The sequence below is a fragment of the Streptomyces sp. NPDC007896 genome (assembly GCF_042959425.1).
Classification (GTDB): domain Bacteria; phylum Actinomycetota; class Actinomycetes; order Streptomycetales; family Streptomycetaceae; genus Streptomyces.
Genome location: NZ_JBIBKX010000018.1, coordinates 1 through 21,137, shown reverse-complemented (window position 1 = coordinate 21,137; position 21,137 = coordinate 1). Strand labels below are relative to the sequence as shown.

At 70.7% G+C, this 21,137-nt stretch carries 14 protein-coding genes; 1 reads left to right on the top strand and 13 read right to left on the bottom strand.

Annotated elements, in window-relative coordinates; all coding sequences use genetic code 11:
* Positions 1–2: 2 nt before the first annotated feature.
* From ACFZDJ_RS42365 to ACFZDJ_RS42315, 11 genes are all read right to left on the bottom strand, one after another.
* Entirely contained in the window at positions 3–1,292 is a 1,290-nt protein-coding gene (locus ACFZDJ_RS42365; protein ID WP_391067337.1) for an O-antigen ligase domain-containing protein, read from the bottom strand.
* A gap of 1 nt (position 1,293) precedes the next feature.
* On the bottom strand, positions 1,294–2,838 hold the full coding sequence (locus tag ACFZDJ_RS42360) for a right-handed parallel beta-helix repeat-containing protein (RefSeq protein WP_391067334.1): 1,545 nt from the start codon (positions 2,836–2,838) through the stop codon (positions 1,294–1,296).
* A 7-nt stretch (positions 2,839–2,845) separates the two neighbouring features.
* On the bottom strand, positions 2,846–4,792 hold the full coding sequence (locus ACFZDJ_RS42355; RefSeq protein WP_391067331.1) for a heparinase II/III family protein: 1,947 nt from the start codon (positions 4,790–4,792) through the stop codon (positions 2,846–2,848).
* The gene (locus tag ACFZDJ_RS42350) at positions 4,789–6,975 is read right to left on the bottom strand and encodes a Gfo/Idh/MocA family oxidoreductase (protein WP_391067328.1); all 2,187 of its coding nucleotides are present in this window, start codon (positions 6,973–6,975) and stop codon (positions 4,789–4,791) included. The genes ACFZDJ_RS42355 and ACFZDJ_RS42350 overlap by 4 nt, the downstream gene beginning before the upstream one ends.
* Before the next feature lie 15 nt (positions 6,976–6,990).
* Positions 6,991–8,925, bottom strand: a complete 1,935-nt coding sequence (asnB, locus tag ACFZDJ_RS42345; protein WP_390936248.1) for an asparagine synthase (glutamine-hydrolyzing) — start codon at positions 8,923–8,925, stop codon at positions 6,991–6,993.
* Between the two features lie 3 nt (positions 8,926–8,928).
* Positions 8,929–10,449 (bottom strand): Wzz/FepE/Etk N-terminal domain-containing protein, encoded by a 1,521-nt coding sequence (locus ACFZDJ_RS42340; protein WP_390936246.1) that lies wholly within the window; start codon positions 10,447–10,449, stop codon positions 8,929–8,931.
* Complete coding sequence (locus tag ACFZDJ_RS42335; RefSeq protein ID WP_391067325.1) at positions 10,446–11,816, bottom strand: Wzz/FepE/Etk N-terminal domain-containing protein; 1,371 nt, start codon at positions 11,814–11,816, stop codon at positions 10,446–10,448. The genes ACFZDJ_RS42340 and ACFZDJ_RS42335 overlap by 4 nt, the downstream gene beginning before the upstream one ends.
* Positions 11,813–13,078: a glycosyltransferase family 4 protein gene (locus ACFZDJ_RS42330; RefSeq protein ID WP_385374144.1), complete on the bottom strand. Its 1,266-nt coding sequence runs from the start codon at positions 13,076–13,078 to the stop codon at positions 11,813–11,815. Before ACFZDJ_RS42330 ends, ACFZDJ_RS42335 begins: the two co-directional genes overlap by 4 nt.
* Entirely contained in the window at positions 13,068–14,384 is a 1,317-nt protein-coding gene (locus tag ACFZDJ_RS42325) for a nucleotide sugar dehydrogenase (RefSeq protein WP_391067321.1), read from the bottom strand. Before ACFZDJ_RS42325 ends, ACFZDJ_RS42330 begins: the two co-directional genes overlap by 11 nt.
* Positions 14,385–14,457: 73 nt before the next feature.
* On the bottom strand, positions 14,458–15,957 hold the full coding sequence (locus tag ACFZDJ_RS42320) for an exopolysaccharide biosynthesis polyprenyl glycosylphosphotransferase (protein WP_390936238.1): 1,500 nt from the start codon (positions 15,955–15,957) through the stop codon (positions 14,458–14,460).
* 791 nt (positions 15,958–16,748) lie between these two features.
* Positions 16,749–17,501, bottom strand: a complete 753-nt coding sequence (locus ACFZDJ_RS42315) for a hypothetical protein (protein WP_391067318.1) — start codon at positions 17,499–17,501, stop codon at positions 16,749–16,751.
* 124 nt (positions 17,502–17,625) lie between these two features.
* On the opposite strand from ACFZDJ_RS42315, the gene ACFZDJ_RS42310 reads away from it, so the two are divergent.
* On the top strand, positions 17,626–19,092 hold the full coding sequence (locus ACFZDJ_RS42310) for a WGR domain-containing protein (RefSeq protein ID WP_391067315.1): 1,467 nt from the start codon (positions 17,626–17,628) through the stop codon (positions 19,090–19,092).
* Positions 19,093–19,102: 10 nt separating this feature from the next.
* On the opposite strand, the gene ACFZDJ_RS42305 is transcribed toward ACFZDJ_RS42310, so the two are convergent.
* Positions 19,103–19,537: a hypothetical protein gene (locus ACFZDJ_RS42305; RefSeq protein WP_391067312.1), complete on the bottom strand. Its 435-nt coding sequence runs from the start codon at positions 19,535–19,537 to the stop codon at positions 19,103–19,105.
* 276 nt (positions 19,538–19,813) lie between these two features.
* Positions 19,814–20,992: a histidine kinase gene (locus ACFZDJ_RS42300; RefSeq protein WP_391067309.1), complete on the bottom strand. Its 1,179-nt coding sequence runs from the start codon at positions 20,990–20,992 to the stop codon at positions 19,814–19,816.
* Positions 20,993–21,137 lie beyond the last annotated feature (145 nt).

Below are 21,137 nucleotides of genomic sequence, written 5' to 3'. Positions count from 1 at the left end.
GCTCAGTTCACCTCCGATCTACGGGCCCAGCGCGGGACGTGCCGTCGAGGGGCTTCGGGCAGGGCGAGCGGAGCGGCCTGGGCGGGTGCCGCCAACAGCGAGGCGGCCAGGGCCAGATGGAGCAGATACGGCGAGGCGTCGCCGAGGCCTGCCTCGGTGTACGAGGCGATCGCGCAGTAGCTGATCAGGAAGATCGCGCAGGCCCGCTGCAGGGACGGCGGGCGCAGCAGCGCGACGCCGCCCAGCACGACGATGATCGCGGCGACGAGGGTGACGCCGATCAGACCCTGTTCGTTGTAGACGGCCAGCCAGCTGTTGTCGATCGGCAGGCCGCCGAACGACTTGTCGCCCAGGCCCACGCCGAACAGCTTCTCCGAGGTCGACCGGGGCGCGGCCAGCAGGGCGTTCCAGACCTTGGCCCGTCCGGTGAGACTGGAGAAGTTCTCCTGGTTCTGTCCGCGCAGGAACCAGGTCTGCAGCGCGGAGGCGAAGCCGACCGCGGCCACCACGGAGATCAGCACCGCCCAGGTGAAGAAGCGGCGGGCCGCGGCACTGGTCAGGATGAGCGATCCGATCGCGAGCGCCAGCCCGAGGAGCAGGCCGAGTGTGGCCGTCCGGGTGTGGGTCAGCGCGAGCAGCACCAGCGACGGCACGATGACCAGCACGGCGCTGGTCCGGTCGGTCCGCTTGCCGATGACGAGCAGCACGGTGAGCCCGATGATGACCGCCGCGTACTGCCCGATCTGCGGCGGGGTGAGCGGCCACAGCGCGCCGACGAGGCGTCCGCCGTAGAGGTCGGGCAGGGCCTTGCCCGGGGAGACGACCAGGCCGAGGGTCACCGAGCCGAGAACCGCGAAGTACGCCCGGATGTGGTACCGGACGAACGTGAGGCTGCCGTCCCACCAGCGGCTGAGCAGCCACAGGGTGCCGACGAAGAGAGTCAGCCGGAAGCAGCGGAACAGCGCGCCCATCCCGGACTCCAGGCTCGCGCTGGCGATCACGCTGGACACCAGCAGCAGGGTGAGCAGCAGCACGTAGGCGCTGGACCTGACGCGCACCCGCGGGTTGACCACGAGCGCCAGCGCGAACGCGGCGACCAGCGAGCCCATGGTGACCATCTGGATGAGGGAGCGGGGCAGCGGGACGATGGTCTTCGCCCCGGCGGAGCCGAGGGTGTTGAGGACCAGCAGCCCCCAGACGATCCCGACGATCTTCGGTGTGCCGGCCGGGCGCGGTGCGGCGCCGGGCAGCGTCCCCGCCGTGTCCGGTCCGCGCGTCAGGTTCTCTCTCATCTCAACCACCGGCCTGTAGGTCGAGGGTGCTGCCCTGGTCCTGCTGGTACGGCGTCGCCTGCCACTGGCCGAAGTCGAGCACCCGGCTCTGGTCCTCGGCGACGAACTTCCACGGCCCGACGTAGACGTTGTCGTGCCAGCGGTTGTGCTGCTTCTCGGTGATGGCGTCGGCCACCCCTTCGCCGTGGTAAGGCGACCAGTCCGGATAGGTGCCGTAGTTGGAGAGCACCGCCATGCGGTCACACATCTCCGTGCACTTGACGACGGACTCGTCCAGCACGAAGCGGTTGTCGTGGATGTCCACCCGCTGGGTCTTCCACCGGCAGTCGGAGTAGAGCGGTGCCTTGGCGATCGCCGGTCTCACACAACTGCTCGTCTTCTTCACCAGCAGCGTGCAGTCACCGGACGAGGTGTTGGCCGGGCTGTTGCAGAACCGGTCGGCGTTCTCCCACAGGGTGATCCCGGACCAGTTGTTCTCCAGTACGTTCCGGTAGATCTCGATCTTGTCGGTGCGGGCCGGGACCCGTGGTTCGCCGCCGGACTCGGACAGGTAGACGGTCGCGTACGGGAAGTTGTCGCCGCTGTCGGCCGCCTTGCGGCCCTCGACCCAGTTGTTCCGCCGGATCGTGTTGTCCCGGATGACCGCGTTGTAGCTCGTCTCGTAGATCAGTGCGGCACCGTCGTTGGCCTCGATCACGTTGTTCTCGATACGGAAGTCGTTGTTGTTGGTGTCCGCCCACAGCCCGGCGCCACGGTTGTCGTGCACCCAATTGCCGCTGATGTCGGCGCCGTTGACCTTCCAGAACTTGATGCCTCCGGTGCAGCCGCAGCCCTTCCGCTTCCGCTCCCAGTCACCGGTGTTGTTGCCCACGATCTCGTTGCCCTGGACCACCAGGCCGGTGATACGGCCGTTGCCCTTGTAGGCGTTCATGCCGTACTGGCCGTTGTCGCGCAGGCAGTCGGCGCGGACCTGCTGGCGGGCACCGGCCATCAGCCCGGCGCCGGAGTTGTCCTTGATCGTGGTGTGTTCGATGACCCACCCGTCGGCCGAGTCGTGGTTGACCACGCCCTCGTCCTGGGGCGCGACGAATCCCTGCACGGTGAGATAGCTGATGGTGACGTCGGCGGCGTTGCCGGTGAAGGCGTACTGGTTGACCTTCCGGCCGTCGAGCACCGCGCCCGGCGCGCCGAGGTAGCGGTCCCCCTTCTTGGGGATGACCTGGGCGTAGCGGTCCCGCTCAAGCCTGTGCGTGCCCGGCTTGAGCCAGAACGTGGTGTTCGGGGGGCTCTTCTTGGTCTTCGCCGCCAGATCGCCGACCACGGCGGGGTCCACGGTCACCGCGCCCGCCGGCGCCTTCGCCGGTCCGGCGGCGGGGTTGGCGCACACCCGGGCCACGGACCGGGCGGCGGACGTGGCCGTGGACGGCGCGGCGTTCGGCTTCGTCGCGGCCGGGGCGCTCGACGTGCTGTCGCAGCCGGTCGCCGTCAGCAGGGCCAGCGCCAGCGGTGCCGCCGCCAACGCCCAGTGCCGCCTCTTGATCACCACGTGCCCCCTAGCCGCCGAACCTGAGCACGGTGGTGAACCCGTCCGTGCCGTCGGCGGAGCCGGTGCCGACCAGCGTGGTGGTGGGTTCCTTGCGCCCGAATCCGGCGGAGTACCAGCCCAGCGGCGGGTCGGTCTCGCCGCGGTGCGCCCGCCAGGACAACTGCTCTGGCAGTTCGAGCACAGCGGAACGCCCCTCGCCGTCCCGGGTCCAGGTGAGCACCGCCCGGTTCCCCACCAGGTCCGCGGCGATCGCCGGGCCGAGGTGGAACGCCAGCTGTACGGCCCGGCGCGGGCCGCGCACCTCGTCGACAACGCGCAGCTCCTGGCTCGCGGCCGTCAGTTCCACCCGGCGGCGGTGCACCGATCCCTGGTAGCCGTCGTGCTCGGCGGCCCAGCGGGCCACCCCTTCACGGGAGGTGTCCACGTCCAGGACGCGGGTGCGGGCATGCCGGGTCCACAGGAACGGGCCGCCGGAGACGGACTGGTCAGCGCCGTCCACTTGCAGGGTGTTGTGACCGAGGGTCGACCGGAAGTACTGCCGCCACTCGGGCTGCCCGTGGTAGCAGTACGTCCCCGGGTCGGCGAGCACGTCGATCCCGTCGTGCCGGACCTCCACGGACAGCGCGTCCGCGTGGGCGTGCGCGGCGATGGACAGGAAGCCGTGCGGACCACCGTCGCAGCGGCACCAGATCTCTCCCGGACCGCGCAGGACGGTGAGCCCCGCGTCGGCGAAGTGGGCCGGCCGGCTCGCCGGGCGGGCGGTTCCGTCCTTCGCGTACGGCCGGATGAGCGCGGCCAGCAACGGCGTACGTACATCGGTGCCGGTCACCTCCGGCCACCAGTCGAGCCGGCCGAACACGGCGCCGCCGGTGGTCAGCAGCGAGCCCCAGCGGTCAGTGCCCTCGCCGTCCACGATCAGGCCGTAGCCGTCGTCCGCGTCACCCTGGCGAGGCGGTCGCAGCCGGTTGTCCACTACGGCGGCGAGCGCGTCGGTCATCCGCAGTAGCACCAGCCGGAGCGACTCGGGGACCGGCACGTCGGCGGCATCCGCCTCGGCCACCGCGGCCAGGCCGAGTTCCAGCACCAGTCCGTGGTACTCGGTGGCCAGCTCGCGGTTGAGGCCGGAGTCGAAGGTGTTGGCGCGCAGCTGCCGCTCCAGCGACCGCAGCGCGTCGGCCCGCCAGCGCGCCGAGGAGGGGAACCATCCGAACGCGCAGGCCGCGGCGGACTGCCCGGCGGCCTCGGCGATGACGTGGTTGTTCGCCGAGGACCCCCGGCTGGGAAAGGCGGCCAGCCAGCGCTGGTGGTGCCAGATCTGGTTCAGCGCCACCGGGTTGCCCTCGAACAGCTCGGCCGCGCCCGGCCAGCCGTCGAGCAGCCGGCGGATCCACACCCAGGACAGCAGCCGGATGCCCAGCTCGATGCCGCTGATCCAGTGCACGCCGCGCAGCGGTGGGTTGGCCGCCCACCACGACCGCAGGTGTTCGGCCACGCGCTCGGCGTACCGCTCGTTCCCGGTGATCGCGTAGGCGGCGGCGAGCACGGTGAGGTACTGATGCCGGGACAGCTCCCAGATCTGCTTGATGTCCCCGACCGCGTCCTCGTTCCGGTACGGCACGTCGAACGCGTAGCCCCACGGAGCCCGGCGCCCCGTCTTGGGGTCGCACCACCAGTCCGGGTCGGTCAGGTCGTCGCGGACCACCCCGAAATACTCGACGTGCCCGTACATCAGCCGGTCCGCCTCGGCGATGAGACGTTTCGCGGCGTCCGGAGGTATGGCGGCGATCGTCCCGGCGGGCAGCACCGCGGTGAACCGGGCGCCGGTCACGCTCGGGCAGTCCGGCCGCGCCGACCGCCACCGCCGCCTGCGCACCGCGTCGCCCGCCCGGCCACCGACCTCCCGCGGTCCCATCCGGGACAGCCGCCGCAGGTACCAGCCCGCGCTCATGGTCATCGCGTCCTCGCCAGCGTCACCGGCGCGCCGCCGACCAGGCCGGCCTGCACGGCGAGGGTGGCCGACGTGGTGGCGACCAGCGACTCCAGCGGCACCGGCATCGGCCCGCCGGTCCGCACGGCCTTGATGAACGCGGCCAGCTCGGCGTTCTGGCCCTTGTCCCGGGCCTTGGGCAGCCGTGAACTGACCCACTTCTTGCGGCCGTACACCGAGGCACGGACGAAGTCGTCGAGCCGCAGCACCTTGCCGTCCGCGACCAGGTCCAGCGTCTCCTTGGGGAAGCCGGGCGCGCCGGTGGTGACGTAGCTGATGGTGGCGGTGGACCCGTCCGCGTAGCGCAGGACGACCTGCAGGTCCTCGTTGCCGGGCGCGGCCGTCGCGTACACCGATACCGGGTCGGCCTCCAGCAGCCAGCTGGCCGTGTCGATGAAGTGTCCGCCCTCGCCGGCGAACCGCGAGCCCTCGGTGCCTTGTTGGAGGTACCAGCTGCCGTGCTGCAGCCGGCCCGCGTTGACCAGGTAGCGCAGGCTCGCCGGACCGGTCCGGGCGCCGAACCGCTTCCTGGCCTCCTGGAGCAGCGGCGCGAACCGGCGGTTGAAGCCCACCTGCAGCCGGTCGTTGCCGGACTCCTCCACCGCCGCGAGTACGCCGGCCAGGTCGTCCTCGGTGAGCGCCAGGGGCTTCTCCACGAAGACCGTCTTGCCGGCCAGCAGCGCTTTTCGGGTCAGTTCGGCGTGCGAGCTGTGCCGGGTGACCACGAACACGGCGTCGATGGACTTGTCACCGAGGACGGCGTCGAGATCGGTGGTCGCCTCGGCGAAGCCGAACTTCCGCTGCGCGTTGGCCGCGGACAGCGCCGTCGTGGTGACGACCGTGGACAGCTCGACGCCCTCGCGCTGTGCCAGGTGCGGCAGCAGCATCGACGTCGCGTAGTTTCCCGCGCCCACGAACGCGAGGCGCACCGGTGACTTGGCGGCCCGGGCCGGGGCGGACGCTCCGCCGCTGCGGCGCACCGCGGGCACGGCCATCGACGGGGCCTCCGCCTCCGCTTCCGCCGCCTGTTCGGGGTACCGGAACAGCACGGCCACGGCCTTCAGGTCGCCGTCCTTCAGGGACTGGTACGTCTCCACCGCGTCGTCGAAGTCGGCGATGTGGGAGACCAGGGGCTCCACGTCGACGCTGCCGCGGGCGAGGAGGTCGAGGAAGCACGCCAGGTTGCGGCGCTCGGTCCAGCGCACGTAGCCGATCGGGTAGTCCCGCCCGTCGAGTTCGTACTCCGGGTCGTAGCGCCCGGGGCCGTAACTGCGCGAGAACCGGACGTCGAGCTCTTTCTCGTAGTACGCGTTCCACGGCAGGTCCAGGCGGCACTTGCCGATGTCGACGACCCGGCCGCGGTCCCGGCAGAGCCGGGCGGCCAGCTCGACGGGCTGGTTGCTGCCGCCGCCGGCGGCCAGGTACACCTGGTCCACGCCGTGACCGTCGGTGAGTTCGGCGACGGCGGCCTCCACGGCCGCGGACGCGGGATCGCCGCAGGCCGCGGCGCCCAGGCGCTCGGCGAGTTCGCAACGCGTCGGGTCGGGGTCGGCTCCGACCACGCGGACCCCCGAGGCGGTGAGCAGCTGCACCACCAGCTGCCCGATCAGCCCGAGGCCGATGACCAGCGCCACCTCGCCGAGCTGCGGCTCGCCCTGGCGGACGCCCTGCATCGCGATCGACCCGACGGTACCGAAGGCCGCGTGCCGCGGCGCGAGGCCGTCGGGGACCGGGGCGTAGAGGTTCTTCGGCACCCAGTTCAGCTCGGCGTGCAGCGCGTGCTCGTTGCCGGCGCAGGCCACGAGGTCGCCGACCTTCACGTCGTCGATCCCGGCGCCGACCTGCTCGACCACGCCGCACAGCGAGTAGCCCAGCGGCGTGTAGGAGTCCAGCTTGCCCATCACCTTGCGGTAGGTGGCGGGCACCCCGTTGGTGGCCACGCTCTGCATGACCTTGGCCACCTGGTCCGGCCGGGACCGGGCCTTGCCCAGCATCGACATGCCGGCCTCGGAGACCTTCATGAGCTCGGTCCCGGTGGATATCAGCGAGAAGGCACTGCGGACCAGCGCACCACCCGGCTTGCACCCCGGAACCGGAACGTCGAGCACCGCCAGCTCGCCGCTCTTGTAGTTCTGTACGACCTGCTTCACCCGAACTCCTGATTCCTAAGCCGTCAACCGAGTGCTCTGACGGGACCCGGAGGTCGCGTCGCGATACCAGTACTCGAGGGTCAGTACGTGCCACAGATGCTTGGAGAAGTCCCGCTGCCCGGCGGCGTCCTCGGCGACCATCCGCGCCAGCGCGTCGCGGCGCAGGAGCCCGGAACGGACGAGTTCGCCGTCGTTGACCACCTCGCGCACCAGCGGTGCCAGGTCCCGGCTCATCCAGGCGCGCAGCGGGGCGCTGAACAGGCCCTTGGGCCGGTACACGATCTCCCTGGGCAGGACCGAGGTGGCCGCCTCCTTGAGGACGGCCTTGCCCTGTCGTCCGACGATCTTGCGATCACCGGGCACGGCGAACGCCGCCTTCACCACCTCGACGTCCACGTACGGCACCCGTACCTCGGTCGACGCGGCCATGCTCGACCGGTCCGTGTACGCGAGGTTCAGGCCCGGCAGGAACATCCGGGCGTCGGTCAGGCACATCCGGTTGACGAAGTCGTCGAGGTCGTTGTCCTGGTAGACGTCCGCGTGTTCGGTCAGCACGTCGTCGACCGTCCCGGCCAGGTCCGGATCGAGCAGCGCGAGCAGTTCCTCCTGGTCGTACATGGTGTAGCTGCGCCGGAACGCGGTCTCCTCCGGCAGTTCGGCGAAGGAGAGGAACCGCTTCGCGAAGCGCACCGACCGGTACCCCCGGCGGGCCGTGGCGACCGGCAGCCGGTCCACGACCCCGGACACCGCGTGCCGCAGGGGTCGCGGGACACGCTGGTAGCGCAGCGCGATCAGGTTGGCCAGGTGCTTGCGGTACCCCGCGAACAGCTCGTCGGCACCCATCCCCGAGAGCATCACCTTGACCCCGGCCTCCCGGGCGGCCTCGCAGATCAGGTACGTGTTGATCGCGGCGGGATCGCCGATCGGCTCGTCCAGGCTGTACGTCATCTGCGGCAGCAGGTCGAGCACGTTCGGGGCGATCTCGATCTCGTGCAGGTCGACGCCGTACCGCTGGGCCACCTGCCGGGCGTAGCGCAGGTCGTCCGGCATCGCCTCGAACTTGGCGTCCTCGGCCCGGAAGCCGATCGTGTAGGCGGAGATCCCGGGTTGGTGGCGGGCCGCCAGCGCGGTCAGGTAGCTGGAGTCGAGGCCGCCGGAGAGGAAGGTCGCCACGGGTACGTCGGAGAGCAGGTGGCGCCGGGTCGACTCCTCGACGACGGCGGCGAGATCCGGCTGCTCACCGGCCAGGGCCCGCTCCCGGCCCTCGGCGGCGACGTCCTTCAGCTTCCAGAACAGGCCGCGCTCCACCCGGCCGTCGGGCCGGCACCTCAGCCAGCTCCCCGGCGGCAGCTTCTCCGCCTCGCGGAACGCGCAGCGCGAGTCCGGCACCCAGTAGTACAGCAGTGAGGCCACCAGCGCCGCGTGGTCCACCTCCAGCGACCCGCCGGTCGCGGCGGCGAGCGCCTTGAGCTCGGAGGCGAACATCAGGCCCTCGCCGCGCCGGAGCAGGAAGAGCGGTTTGATGCCGAGTTGGTCGCGGGCGAGCACCAGGTCACCGGTGCGTTCGTCGAAGATGCCGAACGCGAACATGCCGCGCAGCCGGGGCAGGCAGTCCGTGCCCCAGCGCCGCCAGGCCTCGAGGAGTACCTCGGTGTCGGAGGTACCGCGGAAGCGCACCCCGGTGGCCGCCAACTCGGCACGCAGTTCGGGCGCGTTGTACAGCTCGCCGTTGTACGTCAGGGCGAGGCCGTCCGAGACCATCGGCTGGGCGCCGGTCTCGGACAGGTCGATGATGGCCAGCCGACGGTGCCCGAGCTGTACTTCGCCGTCACCCAGGGGGTGGCCGTAGCGGCCCGCGCCGTCCGGGCCGCGGTGGGCGAGGGTGTCGGTGAGCCGGTCGGTCACGACCTTTCCGTCCGGCCATCGGTAAGTGCCTGCGATGCCACACATGTCCTACCGCACCTCCTGGTCGTTGTCCGGGACGCGTGCGGCCCGTATCGGCTGCCGTTCCGTGAGTCGCCGGCCCGGCGCGTTCTGCCGGGCGGGCCGCTCGCTCCGGCCGCGCAGCGCGGTGTGCAGCCCGTCCCACAGCGTGCCGTCGGTGCGGTCGCGCGGATCGGGGTCGATCAGCACCACACCGATCACCGGGATGCGCTGGTCCGCGAGCTGCCGCGCCACCGTGTGCAGCCATGCGGCGTTGCCGTGCCCGGCACGCACGACGAGCACGGTCTGGGTGCCGAGGTACTGGAGGTCGGTCCACGCCGTGCCGGGTGCCACCGAGCCGACGCCGATCCGCTGGTCCTGGGGCGACACGGCCGCGGCATGTTCGCCGCCGACCACGGTGGGGTCTCCTGGTTTCGGGCGGCGCCTTGCGAGCTGCGGGCCGGGGAGACCGTCGACGACGACCACCGGCCCGTCCGCCGCCAGGGCCCGGGCGACGCTCAGGGCGATCACGCTCGTGCTGCGCGCACAGCCCAATTCCAGCAGCGACAGCGGTTCCGCCGAGCCGCGCACGGTGCGGGACAGCGTCGTGGTGAGCCGTTCGCGTGCCACCCGGGTCCGTCGGCGCTGCCACAGCCTGCCCGAACGGCGGGGCAGTTCGGCGATGACGGAGGCGCCGAGGTTCGCCGCGATGTCCCGGCGCAGCACGGGGCGGTCTCCCACCACCACGCCGACCGCGGCCAGCGCGAGCCCGAGGAAGAGCCCGAGGACGAGTCCGATCACGGCGTTGGTGACGAGGGCCTTGGGCAGGGAGTGCCGCACCGCGCGCGGGGCGTCCACGATCTGCGTGCCGGCGATGAGCTGGGGCGCGCCGACGCGCGCCTCCTCGGCGCGTTGGCCGAACCCGGAGATCTGTGAGGTGAGTTCGGCCCGCCGGGCGAAGAGCGACTCGATGTTCGCCGAGTCCTTCGGGTCGGTGCTGGGCGACCGGCCGCCGATCGCCTTGTTGACGTCGGCGAGCTCCGCCTGCATGCGGTCACGCTGGTCGAGCAGGCCTTTGGCGTTGGCGTTGGCGATGTCCTGTATGCGCTTGGCATGGTCCGCGACGAACGCCTCGGCCAGTGCCTTGGCCCGGGCCACCGCTTCCGCGTCGGTCTTGCCTGTCACATCGATCTGGAGGACGTTGTTGGTCAATCCGGTGCCCCGGTAGTCCGGCATGAAGTCCGCCGGTTTTTCCGGGGACTTGAGGATCCGCAGGGCCTGGTCGGCGATCCGCGAGGTGCCCAGCAGCTGGGCGTCGGTGCGGATCAGCGTTCCGGTGTCGTTCGGCTGGTCCTCCTGATGCGCGACCAGCACCTTGGTCACGGCGGCCGGTGCCGGCGGCAGCAGGACCGCCACGGCCGCGCCGATCAGCAGTCCGAGCAGCGCCATGGCGCTCCACAGGCGGCGGCGTCTGCGGACCGCGACCACCAGCCCCTGCAGGTCGAGGAGCGGAGTGGCGCCCGACGACTCCGAAGTCGTGCTCGTCGTCACGCTGAATCTCCCGTCGCGTGGCCGTGAACCGCAAGCGCCGCAGTGGCCTCGTCCGAAGGACGGTCGGCAGTCCGCGTCGGGCGGGTGCGGACCGTGCCGGCGACGACGACGCCGACGACCTCGTGCCCGCCGTCCGCACACGCCTCGGCGATGCCGGCGAGTTCCTCGGCGGTCCAGCTGCCCGCGCTGAGGACGGCCAGGGCACCGGACTCGGTGTCGCGGTCCGGCACGATCGGCCGGTCCACCGAGACCTCCACCACCCGCAGCAGCGGATCGCCGGTGGCTTCGGTGACGAGCTGCCCGGCGGCCCGGCGGGCGACCTCGTCGCCTTCCGGTACGACGACCAGCAGCCGCCGGGGGGAGGGCAGTTGGTCCCGGAGGCGAGCGCACACCCGCCGGTAGCGGATCCGCCTCTCGGCCTCGTCGCCGGATCTCTGCGGGGCAGGTATGTCCCACCGGGTGTCGATGCCGAGAAGTCGGCGGAGCCGGGCCCGTGAGCCACGGCTTTCGGGCCGGTGCCCGCGCTGTTCACCGGGCACGTCGACAGTGCCGAGGAACGGCGAGCCGAGCGCCGCGGCGATCTCCGTTTCGGTGCGCAGCCGGCGGCTCACCCGTGCGGCGGCGAGATGGCCGACGACCGCGAGCAGGACGAACAGCAGCGCCCCGGCGACGATGAGCTGCATCCTCGTCGGCGCCGCCGCGCCGGTGGGTCGGGGCGCCGGCCCCATGACGACCATGCTGGCCTTGGTGGTCGCCGGGTTGGCCTCCTCCAGCTTCTTCATGGCGTCCTGCAGCCCGGTGCGCAGACCCTCGAGCTCGGTGCGGGCCTGCACGCCCTCCACGGTCTGCCCCGGATCTGCCGAGTTGGCCAGGTCGGTGATGCGGCGGTTGGTCTCCGCCACCTGCTTGCGCAGCGCCTCTGTCGCCGTAGCCGCCTGGGGGTCGGTGCTGCCGCCCGCGATGCGGGTGGCGAAGGTGACGAACTGCTGGGCCAGCTGGTCGGAGAGCCGCTGCGCGCGCTCCGGGGTGTCGGCCGTACCCGAGATCTTGATGATGTTCCCGTCGTCCGCCTTGGCGCTCACTTGATCCCGCAGTTCGGTGCCGTTGACGCCCTGCCAGCCGAGCGTGGCGGCCGCGCGGTCGACCACCGCCGAACTGGTCGCGATGTCCGCCTGGGTCAGCAGTTCGCGCTCTTCCCACTGCCCCGGCAGCAGTACCGATGCCTCTGCCGTGTACCGCGGCGGAAGCAGCAGCACCGAGGTGCCGAAGCCGACGAGCGCACCCACTACGGCGAGGACGGCGAGAAGCCGCCACCGCCGACGGAGAATCCGTCCGATCGTGACCAGGCGGATCGTGTCGTCATTCAATGGTGCGGCCTCTTCCCCGTACGGACCGGCCCACCCGCCGACACCGGGGCATGGTCCCGGCAGGCGGCGGCGTAGGCGGCGAGCAGTGACGCTTGCGAGTTCCGCCAGGACAGCGGCCCGCTGATCCGCTCCTGGCCGATCTTGCCCATCCGGGCCCGCTTCTCGGGATCGTCGAGGAGCAGCGCGATGAGCTTGGCGAACTGGGCCTCGTCGTTGGCAGGCGCGTAGACGGCGGCGTCACCGGCGGAGACGCGCGCCTCCCGGAGGTCGAACGAGACGATCGGCCGTCCCATCGCCATGTACTCCAGGACCTTGTTCATGGTCGACACGTCGTTGAGCGGATTGTGCGGGTCGGGAGAGAGACACACGTCCGCGGTGCACAGGTAGCGCACCAGGTCGGCGTCCGGGATGCGCCCGGTGAACTGCACCTGCTCGGAGAGACCGAGCCGCCCGGACAGCTCCACCATCGCGTCGAAGGCGTCGCCGGCGCCGACGAAGACCGCGTGCCAGTCGGTCCGGCCGACCTCGTCGCGCAGCTTCGCCAGGGCCCGCAGGGCGTAGTCGACGCCGTCCTGAGGGCCCATGACGCCGAGGTAGCACAGCAGATGGGGCTTGCCGCGCTTCAACTCCGGCTCCGGCGGCACCGGTTGGAACCGGTCGGTCGCGGGCGCGCTGCGCACCACGAAGACGTCCTCCGGCCTCCGGCCGCCACGGCTCAGCGCGACATCCCGGTAGCTCTCGTTCGTGGCGAGCACGATGTCCGCGGCCCGGTAGGTCCGCCGTTCCAGCGCGCACACGGCGCGGTAGAGCAGGTCTTCGCCGCGGTCGAACCGGGAGAGGTACAGCTCGGGTACCAGGTCGTGCTGGTCGAAGACGAACCGCGCGCCGCGCCGCTTCAGCCACAGGGCCGGCAGGAACAGCAGGTCGGGCGGGTTGCAGGCGTGGACCACGTCGACCGGGCCGACCTTCCTGGCCAGCCGGACCGTGTGCCACAACGCCGATCCGTACTCCCGCAGGTAGCCGGCCGGCCCTCCGGTGGCCGCGCGCAACGGGTAGCGGTGGATCCGCACCCCGTCGATCACCGCCTCCGGCTCCGTGTCCCGCTTCTCCCCCCGGGGACAGATGACGTGCACCTCCCAGCCCGCGTCGCGCAGCGTGGTGCACTCCTGCCACACGCGCCGGTCGAACGGCACCGAGAGGTTCTCCACCAGGATCAGCGCGCGACGGTTCGTCCCGTCGCCGCTGGTCGCGTTACCAAGCAAGGCCCATGTACCCCGGTTCGGCCCGGCGCGCCTCGGCGTCGGGAAGGCGGATGAGGTCGACGATCGCCGGTCCGCCCGCATGGGGCAGCGCCGACACCACGGCCGGGTCCTTGGTCCCCACCAGGCACACCTCGGCGTGCTCCAGCACCTCTTCGACGGAGTCCGCGAGCAGCTGCGCGAGATGCGGAAGCCGGCTCTCGATGTACTCGCGGTTCGCGCCGAGCAGCCGGGAGAGGCTCACGTTGGCGTCGTAGATCTTGAGGTCGTACCCCTTGCCGAAGAGCCGCTCCGCCAGTTCGACGAGCGGGCTCTCGCGGAGGTCGTCGGTGCCGGGTTTGAAGGACAGCCCGAACAGGCCCACCCGGCGCTTGCCGGTGCGCTCGACCAGGCCCACCGCGCGCTGCAGATGGTCGGAGTTGGAGGCCAGCACGTGGGAGAGGATGGGGACGGAGACGTCTGCCCGCTGTGCCGCGTGGACCAGGCTGCGCAGGTCCTTGGGCAGGCAGGAGCCGCCGAAGGCGAAGCCGGGCCGCAGGTAGGCGGGGCTGATGTTCAGCTTGCGGTCGGCCAGGAACACGTCCATCACCTGGTGCGAGTCCACGCCGAGGGCCTGGCACACCGCGCCCAGCTCGTTCGCAAAGCCGATCTTGAGGCCGTGGAACGCGTTGTCCGCGTATTTGATCGCCTCGGCCGTCGGGACCGGCACCCGGAACACCTCGCCGGGCAAGCCGTCGTACAGCGCCGTCACCGCATCGCCGCTTACCGCATCGAGCTCGCCGATGACGGTCTTGGGCGGGTCGAAGAAGTCCCGCACGCTCGTGCCCTCGCGCAGGAACTCCGGGTTGACCGCGACCCCGAAGTCCACCCCGGCCGTGCCGCCGACGTGCTTCTCCAGGATCGGCACCAGCAGGTTCAGACAGGTGCCGGGGAGCATGGTGCTGCGGAACACGACGGTCTGCCGCCCACCCCGCTCGGCCAGCGCGGCGCCGATCTCCTCGGTGACCCGCTCCAAGTACGTGGTGCACAGGCTGCCGTTGGGCTCCGACGGCGTGCCCACGCAGACCAGCGATATCTCGCTGCCCATGATCGCCTCGTGGACGTCGCCGGTGGCGCGCAGCGCTCCGGTCCGCACGACCTCGGCGATGAGCTCGCCGATCCGCTCCTCGACCACCGGGGCTTTGCCGTCGTTGACCAGGTCGACCTTCACCTGGTTGACGTCCACCCCGATGACCTCGTGACCCATGCTGGCCAGGCACGCGGCCGACACGCAGCCCACGTAACCGAGCCCGAAAACGCTGACTCTCATGACCCGTTCCTCCCCCCGAGCAGGCCTTTTTGGCCTGCGGTCCGCGCGTCGGCCGGACGACGACACCTGCGCATCAGTAGGCCCCCTGCCCATAGAGCACCGCACGCAGCGTCTTCCACAAGATCACTGTGTCCAGGGCGAGCGACCAGTCCTCCACGTACCGCAGGTCCAGCCGGACCGCCTCCTCCCACGACAGGTCGCTGCGTCCGCTGATCTGCCACAGGCCGGTGAGTCCGGGCTTGACCAGCAGACGCCTTCGGATGTCCGGGCCGTACGCGGCGGACTCCTCCGGCAACGGCGGCCGCGGACCGACGAGCGACATCGATCCGGTGAGCACGTTGAAAAGCTGCGGGAGCTCGTCGAGCGAGTACCGGCGCAGCACCGCTCCCACTCGGGTCACCCGCGGATCCCGGCGGAGCTTGAACAGCAGGCCGGCGCCCTCGTTGCGGTCGGCCAGCTCGGCACGTGCCCTGTCAGCCCCGGCGACCATGGTGCGGAACTTGAGAATGGTGAACTCGCGGCCGTCCTTGCCGACCCTGCGCTGGCGGTAGAACACCCCGCCCCGGCTGTCCGCCAGCACGAGCAGCCCTACGAAGACCATCAGCGGTGCGAACAGCACCAGCAGGATCGCCGCGCCCATCCGGTCGACGACCCCCTTGATCGCCCGGCGGCCTCCGGTGAAGGTCGGCATGCTGACCCGCAGCAGCGGTATCCCGAGCACCGCGTCGACGTGCAACCGCGGGCCGGCCACCTCCATCAGCACGGGGGCCACGACCATCTCGGCGTCGCTGCCCTCGAGGTTCCAGGCCAGCCGCTGCAGCCGGTCCGGCGACCAGTGCGGGTCGGGTGTGACGGCGACGACCCGGTAGCCGTCGTGGCGGACGTGCTTGGCGACGTCCTCCAGCAGGCCTATGACCGGCACTCCGTCCAACTGGTCGCCGTCGAGCCCGCCTTGGTCTCCGTCGAGCCCGCGGCCGTCCGTCGTGCACACCGCCTCCACGCGCCAGCCGAGGTGCGGGAACTTGCGGGTCCGGTTGATCAGGTCACGGACGGTGGCCGGGCTCCCGGCGGCGAGCACCGGTCTCAGGCATCGTCCTTCCTTGCGCTGCTTGTGCAGCCACAGGCGGAGCAGATACCGCTCGGTCATGGTGACGAGCGCGATCGCGGGGACCGCGACGAAGATCCAGAGTTTGATGTTGCGCGAGGTCAGGGCGATCCCACCGAGCGCCAGGACGACGGTCGCCGTGAACAGTGAACGTCCGAGCCGGCGGAACTCCTCGGCGCCCTGGCCGAGTACGGCCGGAGCCCACGACCGGCTCACCGCGAGCGCTCCCAGCACCAGCACGTGGGTGCCGAAGGCGAGAATGCCCCACTTCTCGTGCCAGTTGGCCGCGTCCCGGGCCCCGAAGAAGTTGCCGATCGACGCCACCACGAAGGCGGTGGCCACGGTATCGCTGGTGATCACGGCACGGCGGTACCGCTGCTCCCATTCGATCGCGGGCTGTCTGACTGCGCCGTTCGCCAGACGCTCGCGCGCCGACGGAAACGGTCTGACTAGTCCCCCTTGCCGCACAGAACCCCCCAGGTCCCCAGTGGTTCGACGTGTTCGCCTAACACTGTTCCGGGAGGCCCCCGCCTCCCGCGCCGCACTGTTCCTCCCCCCAGGAGGTCCCGCCTCCCGAGCCGCGCTGCTCCTCCTCCCAGGAGGTCCCGCCTCCCGCGCATGACATCCCGGCTATTTCATTGCAATTCGAACAACCCACCCATGCGGCAGCGGACTCGAACGTCCTGCCGGACTCTCAAGGTGCGCGGGAACCGTCGAAACCTCAGGGTGTTCCCCGCACCCAAGGCCCCCTCCCGGGCTCCAAGAACTGATCACCCCCACGTCTGGCGCCGGGGACGCGAATGCCTGCTTCCCGTAGCACTGGACCTATAGATCATTAGCGGTCGCCTCGTGTCCGAACAGCTGAAGCATGGTCAATCTAGACCATCGGGGCCAGTATGAAGAGAGGGAAGTATGTAATTTGTGCTCGAGTTGTGAGGCTGGATTCACCGATTGATGACCGCCTACGGGTGCCTTGACACCACCGTGCGCACCACGGCGTGCCGTTGGGGGTGCCCGAGGTGGGCGGGGTGATCGAACCGGACAACGGGGCGCACGACTTGGTCGTGACAAGAACGGCCGGTGCTCGAAGTGCGGGGGCAAGCCTGATCAAAATCTGTGACGCTCATCGACTCGTAGGGACTCTGACCTGCGTCCTCGTCATGTGACGACCTGCTCCGGGCCCGGGCCGAAGGTGACCCGGGTGGCTGAAGGTGACCCGGGTACCGGCCGAGGCCGCGTCCGAAGTCGTCGGCTGACCGTCACCGGTTCCCGTAGTCCTCGACCAGGTTCGCGATGAGTGAGAGCAGGACATCGGCCCGGTGCCGGTCCTCGCGCTGGTCGCGCAGGGCTTCGTCGACCGCACGGAGTCGGGCGAGGGCGGTCGGCTCGCGGTCCTCCACGTCGTAGATCACCGGCAGGGTGACCAGATCCAGGCACTCGGTGAGCAGTCGTCGGGTGGCGTCGGACGGCGGGCCGGGGTCGGGGGCGGCGAACGCGGTGGTCAGGTAGCGCGCGGGATCGGTGAGGCTCCACCCGACGACCGTGCCGTGCTGGACGAGGAGCGCTACATCGGGCGCGATGCCGACGCGGGCCTCCAGGGGCCTGTCGAGGACGTCGAGATCGCGCAGGCCGGTGAGCACGGCATCCCCGGGGGTGCGGCACAGCACCGCGCACATCTCCAGCCGGAAGTCCCGGACCTCGTCGGCGCGGAGCCCACCCGGGCGTACCGGGGGTGTGTCGGGAACACGGCCGGAGTCCTCGGCGGAAGCGGATTCTTTCGGCAGCTGGAATTCGGCCCCGACCAGCTTCCGGCCGGCCGGGCCGAACCGGAGGACGTCCGGGCTGTCCCACAGCCATTCCCGGCTGCCGAAGGTGTCCGCGAGGAACCGCTCACGTTCCTTCGCGTCCGCGTAGTGCGCCACGTCCACAGAGTTGCTTGTGAAGCGGGGGGTGATGTGCAGCGGATCGTCCGTCACCGTCGCCCGGCACTCGTTGTCGAAGGTCAGTTTCATGGTCAGTGCTGCCTCATGTGATCTGTACGCGGTCCCACCCCGGCGTTGTCAGTGGTGACCACTAGTTTGGAGTCACTGGAAGACGGCCGAACCGGCCGACCGGGCCTTTGGGGAGGGGTGTGCTGTGTCCGCTGCGCAGGCACGACAGTCGGGGAACACGACGTATCTGGAGCTGTCCCAGGAAAGCGGCGGTGCCCACAAGTTCTACGAGGTGACGGTCGAGGGGACCACCGTCTCCGTGCGGTACGGACGGATCGGTGTGGACGGGCAGCGTCAGACCTCCGCGTTCCCGACCGTGGAGAAGGCGAACGCGGCGGCGGCGAAGAAGATAGCGGAGAAGGTGCGAAAGGGGTACGCGCCCGCCGTTCAAGGGCAGCGCGTGGCCCGGCCCGTGACGCGCCGTCAGGTGACGTCCGCGCCGTCGACGGCGCGGGCGACGGCCCCGGTGCTGTGGCGGTTCCGTACGGGCGCCTCGGCGTTCGGCATCCATGTCGACGAGGACCGCTGCTGGGTCGGCAACCAGCAAGGCAGCGTCTACAACCTGAGCCACGACGGTGAGGTGTTGGCTCACTACTCCCTGCCGGACGGTGTGAAGTGCCTGGTGGCGGACGACTTCTGGATCTACGCGGGCTGTGACGACGGCCGGGTGTACGACCTCTCCTCGAAGGTGCCGTTCGCGGCCTACGAGATAGCGGCCGAGGTGGACATCTTCTGGCTGGACATCCACGCGGGCGTGCTGAACGTCTCCGACCGCAACGGCGGCCTGACGGTCATCGACCACGAGGACGAGCTCCAGTGGTCGCGCAACTCGTCCGGGGACAACGCGTGGATGGTGCGGGCCGACGACCACGCCGTGTACCACGGGCACAGCCGCGGTGTGACGGCCTACGCGGCGGACGGCACCAGCCAGCTCTGGCACACCGCGACCAACGGCAATGTGCTCTTCGGATGGCAGGAGGAGAACGCGGTCTACGCCGGGACGGGACGGCGGGTCGTCCAGCGGCTCGCCAAGTCCGACGGGCGGATCGAGGCCTCCTACGCGTGCGACGCCGCAGTGTACTCGTGTGCCACGTCCCCCGGCGGGCGGTACGTCTTCGCGGGCGACTCCGCCTCCTCCGTCTACTGCTTCACCGCCGACGGCACCCGGCTGTGGAAGCTCGGCACGGGCGGCGGCTCGGCGCTGTCCATGCAGTACCACGACGAAAGGCTGTACATCGTCTCCACGGACGGCTCGCTCGCCTGCATCGACGCGAGCGAGGCCGCGATCAACGCCGCCCAGTCGGGCACCGTCCCGGTCGCCGCGGACATCAAACTGGCGGCCGCGATGCCGACGTACGCACCGCTGACCACCGCCGCCTCCGTGGCCACGGTCAGCGCCGTCCCCGCACCGGGGAGCGGGGTCGTCGTGGAGTGCACTGAGGAAGGAGGCCGAGTGCGCGTGCACGTGGTCTCCGAGGGCTACGAGCCGAGTTGGAACGTCCAGTTCCCGCGTGCGATACGCCAGCCCGGCGCCCGCTATGTGGTGGACGCGCTGCACTCCTCATCGGGTGGCTTCTACCGGGTGCGTGGAGAGATCAGGCGTCTGGTGTGAGGGGCGGGCGTCATTTCGGGAGACCGCGGCGGCGGCGGTTGTAGGTGCTCATGGCCGCCAGTACGCCGATGACCCAGGCGGCGGAGGTGCCCAGGACGAACGCCCAGAAGCCGAAGCCGCCGTCCTGCTTGTCGCTCACCGACCAGAGCAGGAGGGCTGCCGGTCCGCCCGCGACCAGTGGGCCCAGGAGCCACCAGATCAGGTAGGTGCGGGCTATCTCGCGGCCTTGGAGGGGGGTCTCCTCGTGCACGGTGTACTGGGTGACCGATCTGCTGCCGTTGCCGGTGGCCTTGAACACCGTGCTGCCGACGGTCAGGCGGTGGCGGCGCAGCGGGATGACCGGCATGTCGAACAGGACCGCCCACTGGGTGGCGTGGTGACTGCCGTCGCGGTTCCGATAGCCGTACCCGAGGTACTTGGTTCCGATTCCATTCCAGGTCGACATCTTCTACGACTGCCTCCGCCGGGCCACGGACAGCCCGATCACGCCGACAAGGACCGGCGTTCTCCAGAGGGTCAAGCTCGTGCCCGTCTCCTGTGCCCGGCCCATGCCGTCTCCGCCCTGTCCGTGGGCAGCGTGCGCCGCCCGGTGCTCAGGTCGTGATTTTTCCGGGCGCACGGTCTGAAGTCGTCCGTGGAACTACGTAGATCGCTTACTTAAACGGGGCGTCAGGGGGAGTGGGGGTGCCTGCGGTACTCGGGCCGGGTTCTCGCCGGGTTCTCAGGGGTGAAGCGGCAGTTCGGTGGCGACGGTGAAACCGCCCTCCGGTCGCCGGTACGTCTGGATTCGGCCGCCCACCGAACTGGCGCGTTCGCGCATGCCGATGACGCCGAAGCCACTGCCCGGGGCCGGCGGCACGGGAGCCTTGTCCCCGTCGTCGTCGATCGTGATCCGCACCTTGTCCTTGGAGTACGAGAGAAGGACGCGCGCCTCCCTCACAGCGGCGTGCTTGGTGACGTTGGTGAGCGCCTCCTGGACGATCCGGAAGGCGGTCAGGTCCACGCTCGGAGCCAGCGGTCGCGCCTCGCCCTCGGTGGTGACGACGACGTCGAGCCCCGTGGAGGCGAACGCGGCGGCCAGTTCGGAGAGCCGGCCGAGTCCGGGGGACGGTTCCAGGGGCGCGTCGGGATCGTTGGCCTGGCGCAACAGGCCGACGGTGGCCTTGAGTTCGCGTAGCGCCGAGGAGGTGGTGTCGGCGAGGTCGCCCAGGATCCGCCGCGTCTGGTCGGGGTGGCCCCGGGCGAGGTGCGCGGCGGTCCCGGCCAGGGCGTTGGCCAGCGCGAGGTGGTGGGCGACGACGTCGTGGAGGTCGCGCGCGATGCGCATGCGCTCCTCGGCGACCCGGTGCCGCGCCTCTTCGTCGCGGGTGCGCTCGGCGTGTTCGGCGCGCGCGTGGACGGCTTCGAGGTAGGCGCCGCGCAGCCGGGCCGTGGTGCCCCAGGCGACCGGCACCAGCAGCCAGAAGACGGGTCCGACCGTGCGGAAGAACAACGGGTGGTCGTAGTGGTCGGCGAGGACGGCCGTGGGCACCACCAGCGCCGAGACGCCGACGAGGCCGATGCGCGCGGTCGCCCGGCTGGTTCGGATGGCCAGCCAGTACAGCGCGATCATCACCGGTCCGAGCAGCAGCGGTGTGATCAGATAGCCCGCCACGGTGCCGGTGTTGACGCAGGCGGCGGTCACCGCGACGACCGTACGGGGGTGACTGCGACGCCACCACAGGGCGGCGCAGGCGACGCCCTCCAGGAGGACGGCCGGCCACCACTCGATCCGCTCGCCGGAGGGCTTCGGACTGCTCCATTCGCTGCCCACCACGCAGAGCGCGAAGACCGCCAGGATGACCATCGCGTTGACGGCGCGGGGATGGTCCTTGGCGAACCGCTGCCAGTTGGTGATCATCGGGAGGGTTTCCTGTCGGGTGTGGCGGCCCTGGTGGGTGACGTCGCCGGCGAACGGTCCGGAGGCCGCCCGTGCTTGGCGCGGGCGGCCTTGAGGTGTGTGGGGTGGTCAGATGCGGGCCGGTTCCCGTGTGGTCGGGTCGTTG

Coding starts and splice junctions, on each gene's coding strand:
- ACFZDJ_RS42365 (WP_391067337.1), bottom strand. CDS start 1,292: ATGAGAGAGAACCTGACGCGCGGACCGGACACGGCGGGGACGCTGCCC.
- ACFZDJ_RS42355 (WP_391067331.1), bottom strand. CDS start 4,792: ATGACCATGAGCGCGGGCTGGTACCTGCGGCGGCTGTCCCGGATGGGA.
- asnB (WP_390936248.1), bottom strand. CDS start 8,925: ATGTGTGGCATCGCAGGCACTTACCGATGGCCGGACGGAAAGGTCGTG.
- ACFZDJ_RS42325 (WP_391067321.1), bottom strand. CDS start 14,384: ATGAGAGTCAGCGTTTTCGGGCTCGGTTACGTGGGCTGCGTGTCGGCC.
- ACFZDJ_RS42315 (WP_391067318.1), bottom strand. CDS start 17,501: ATGAAACTGACCTTCGACAACGAGTGCCGGGCGACGGTGACGGACGAT.
- ACFZDJ_RS42305 (WP_391067312.1), bottom strand. CDS start 19,537: ATGTCGACCTGGAATGGAATCGGAACCAAGTACCTCGGGTACGGCTAT.
- ACFZDJ_RS42300 (WP_391067309.1), bottom strand. CDS start 20,992: ATGATCACCAACTGGCAGCGGTTCGCCAAGGACCATCCCCGCGCCGTC.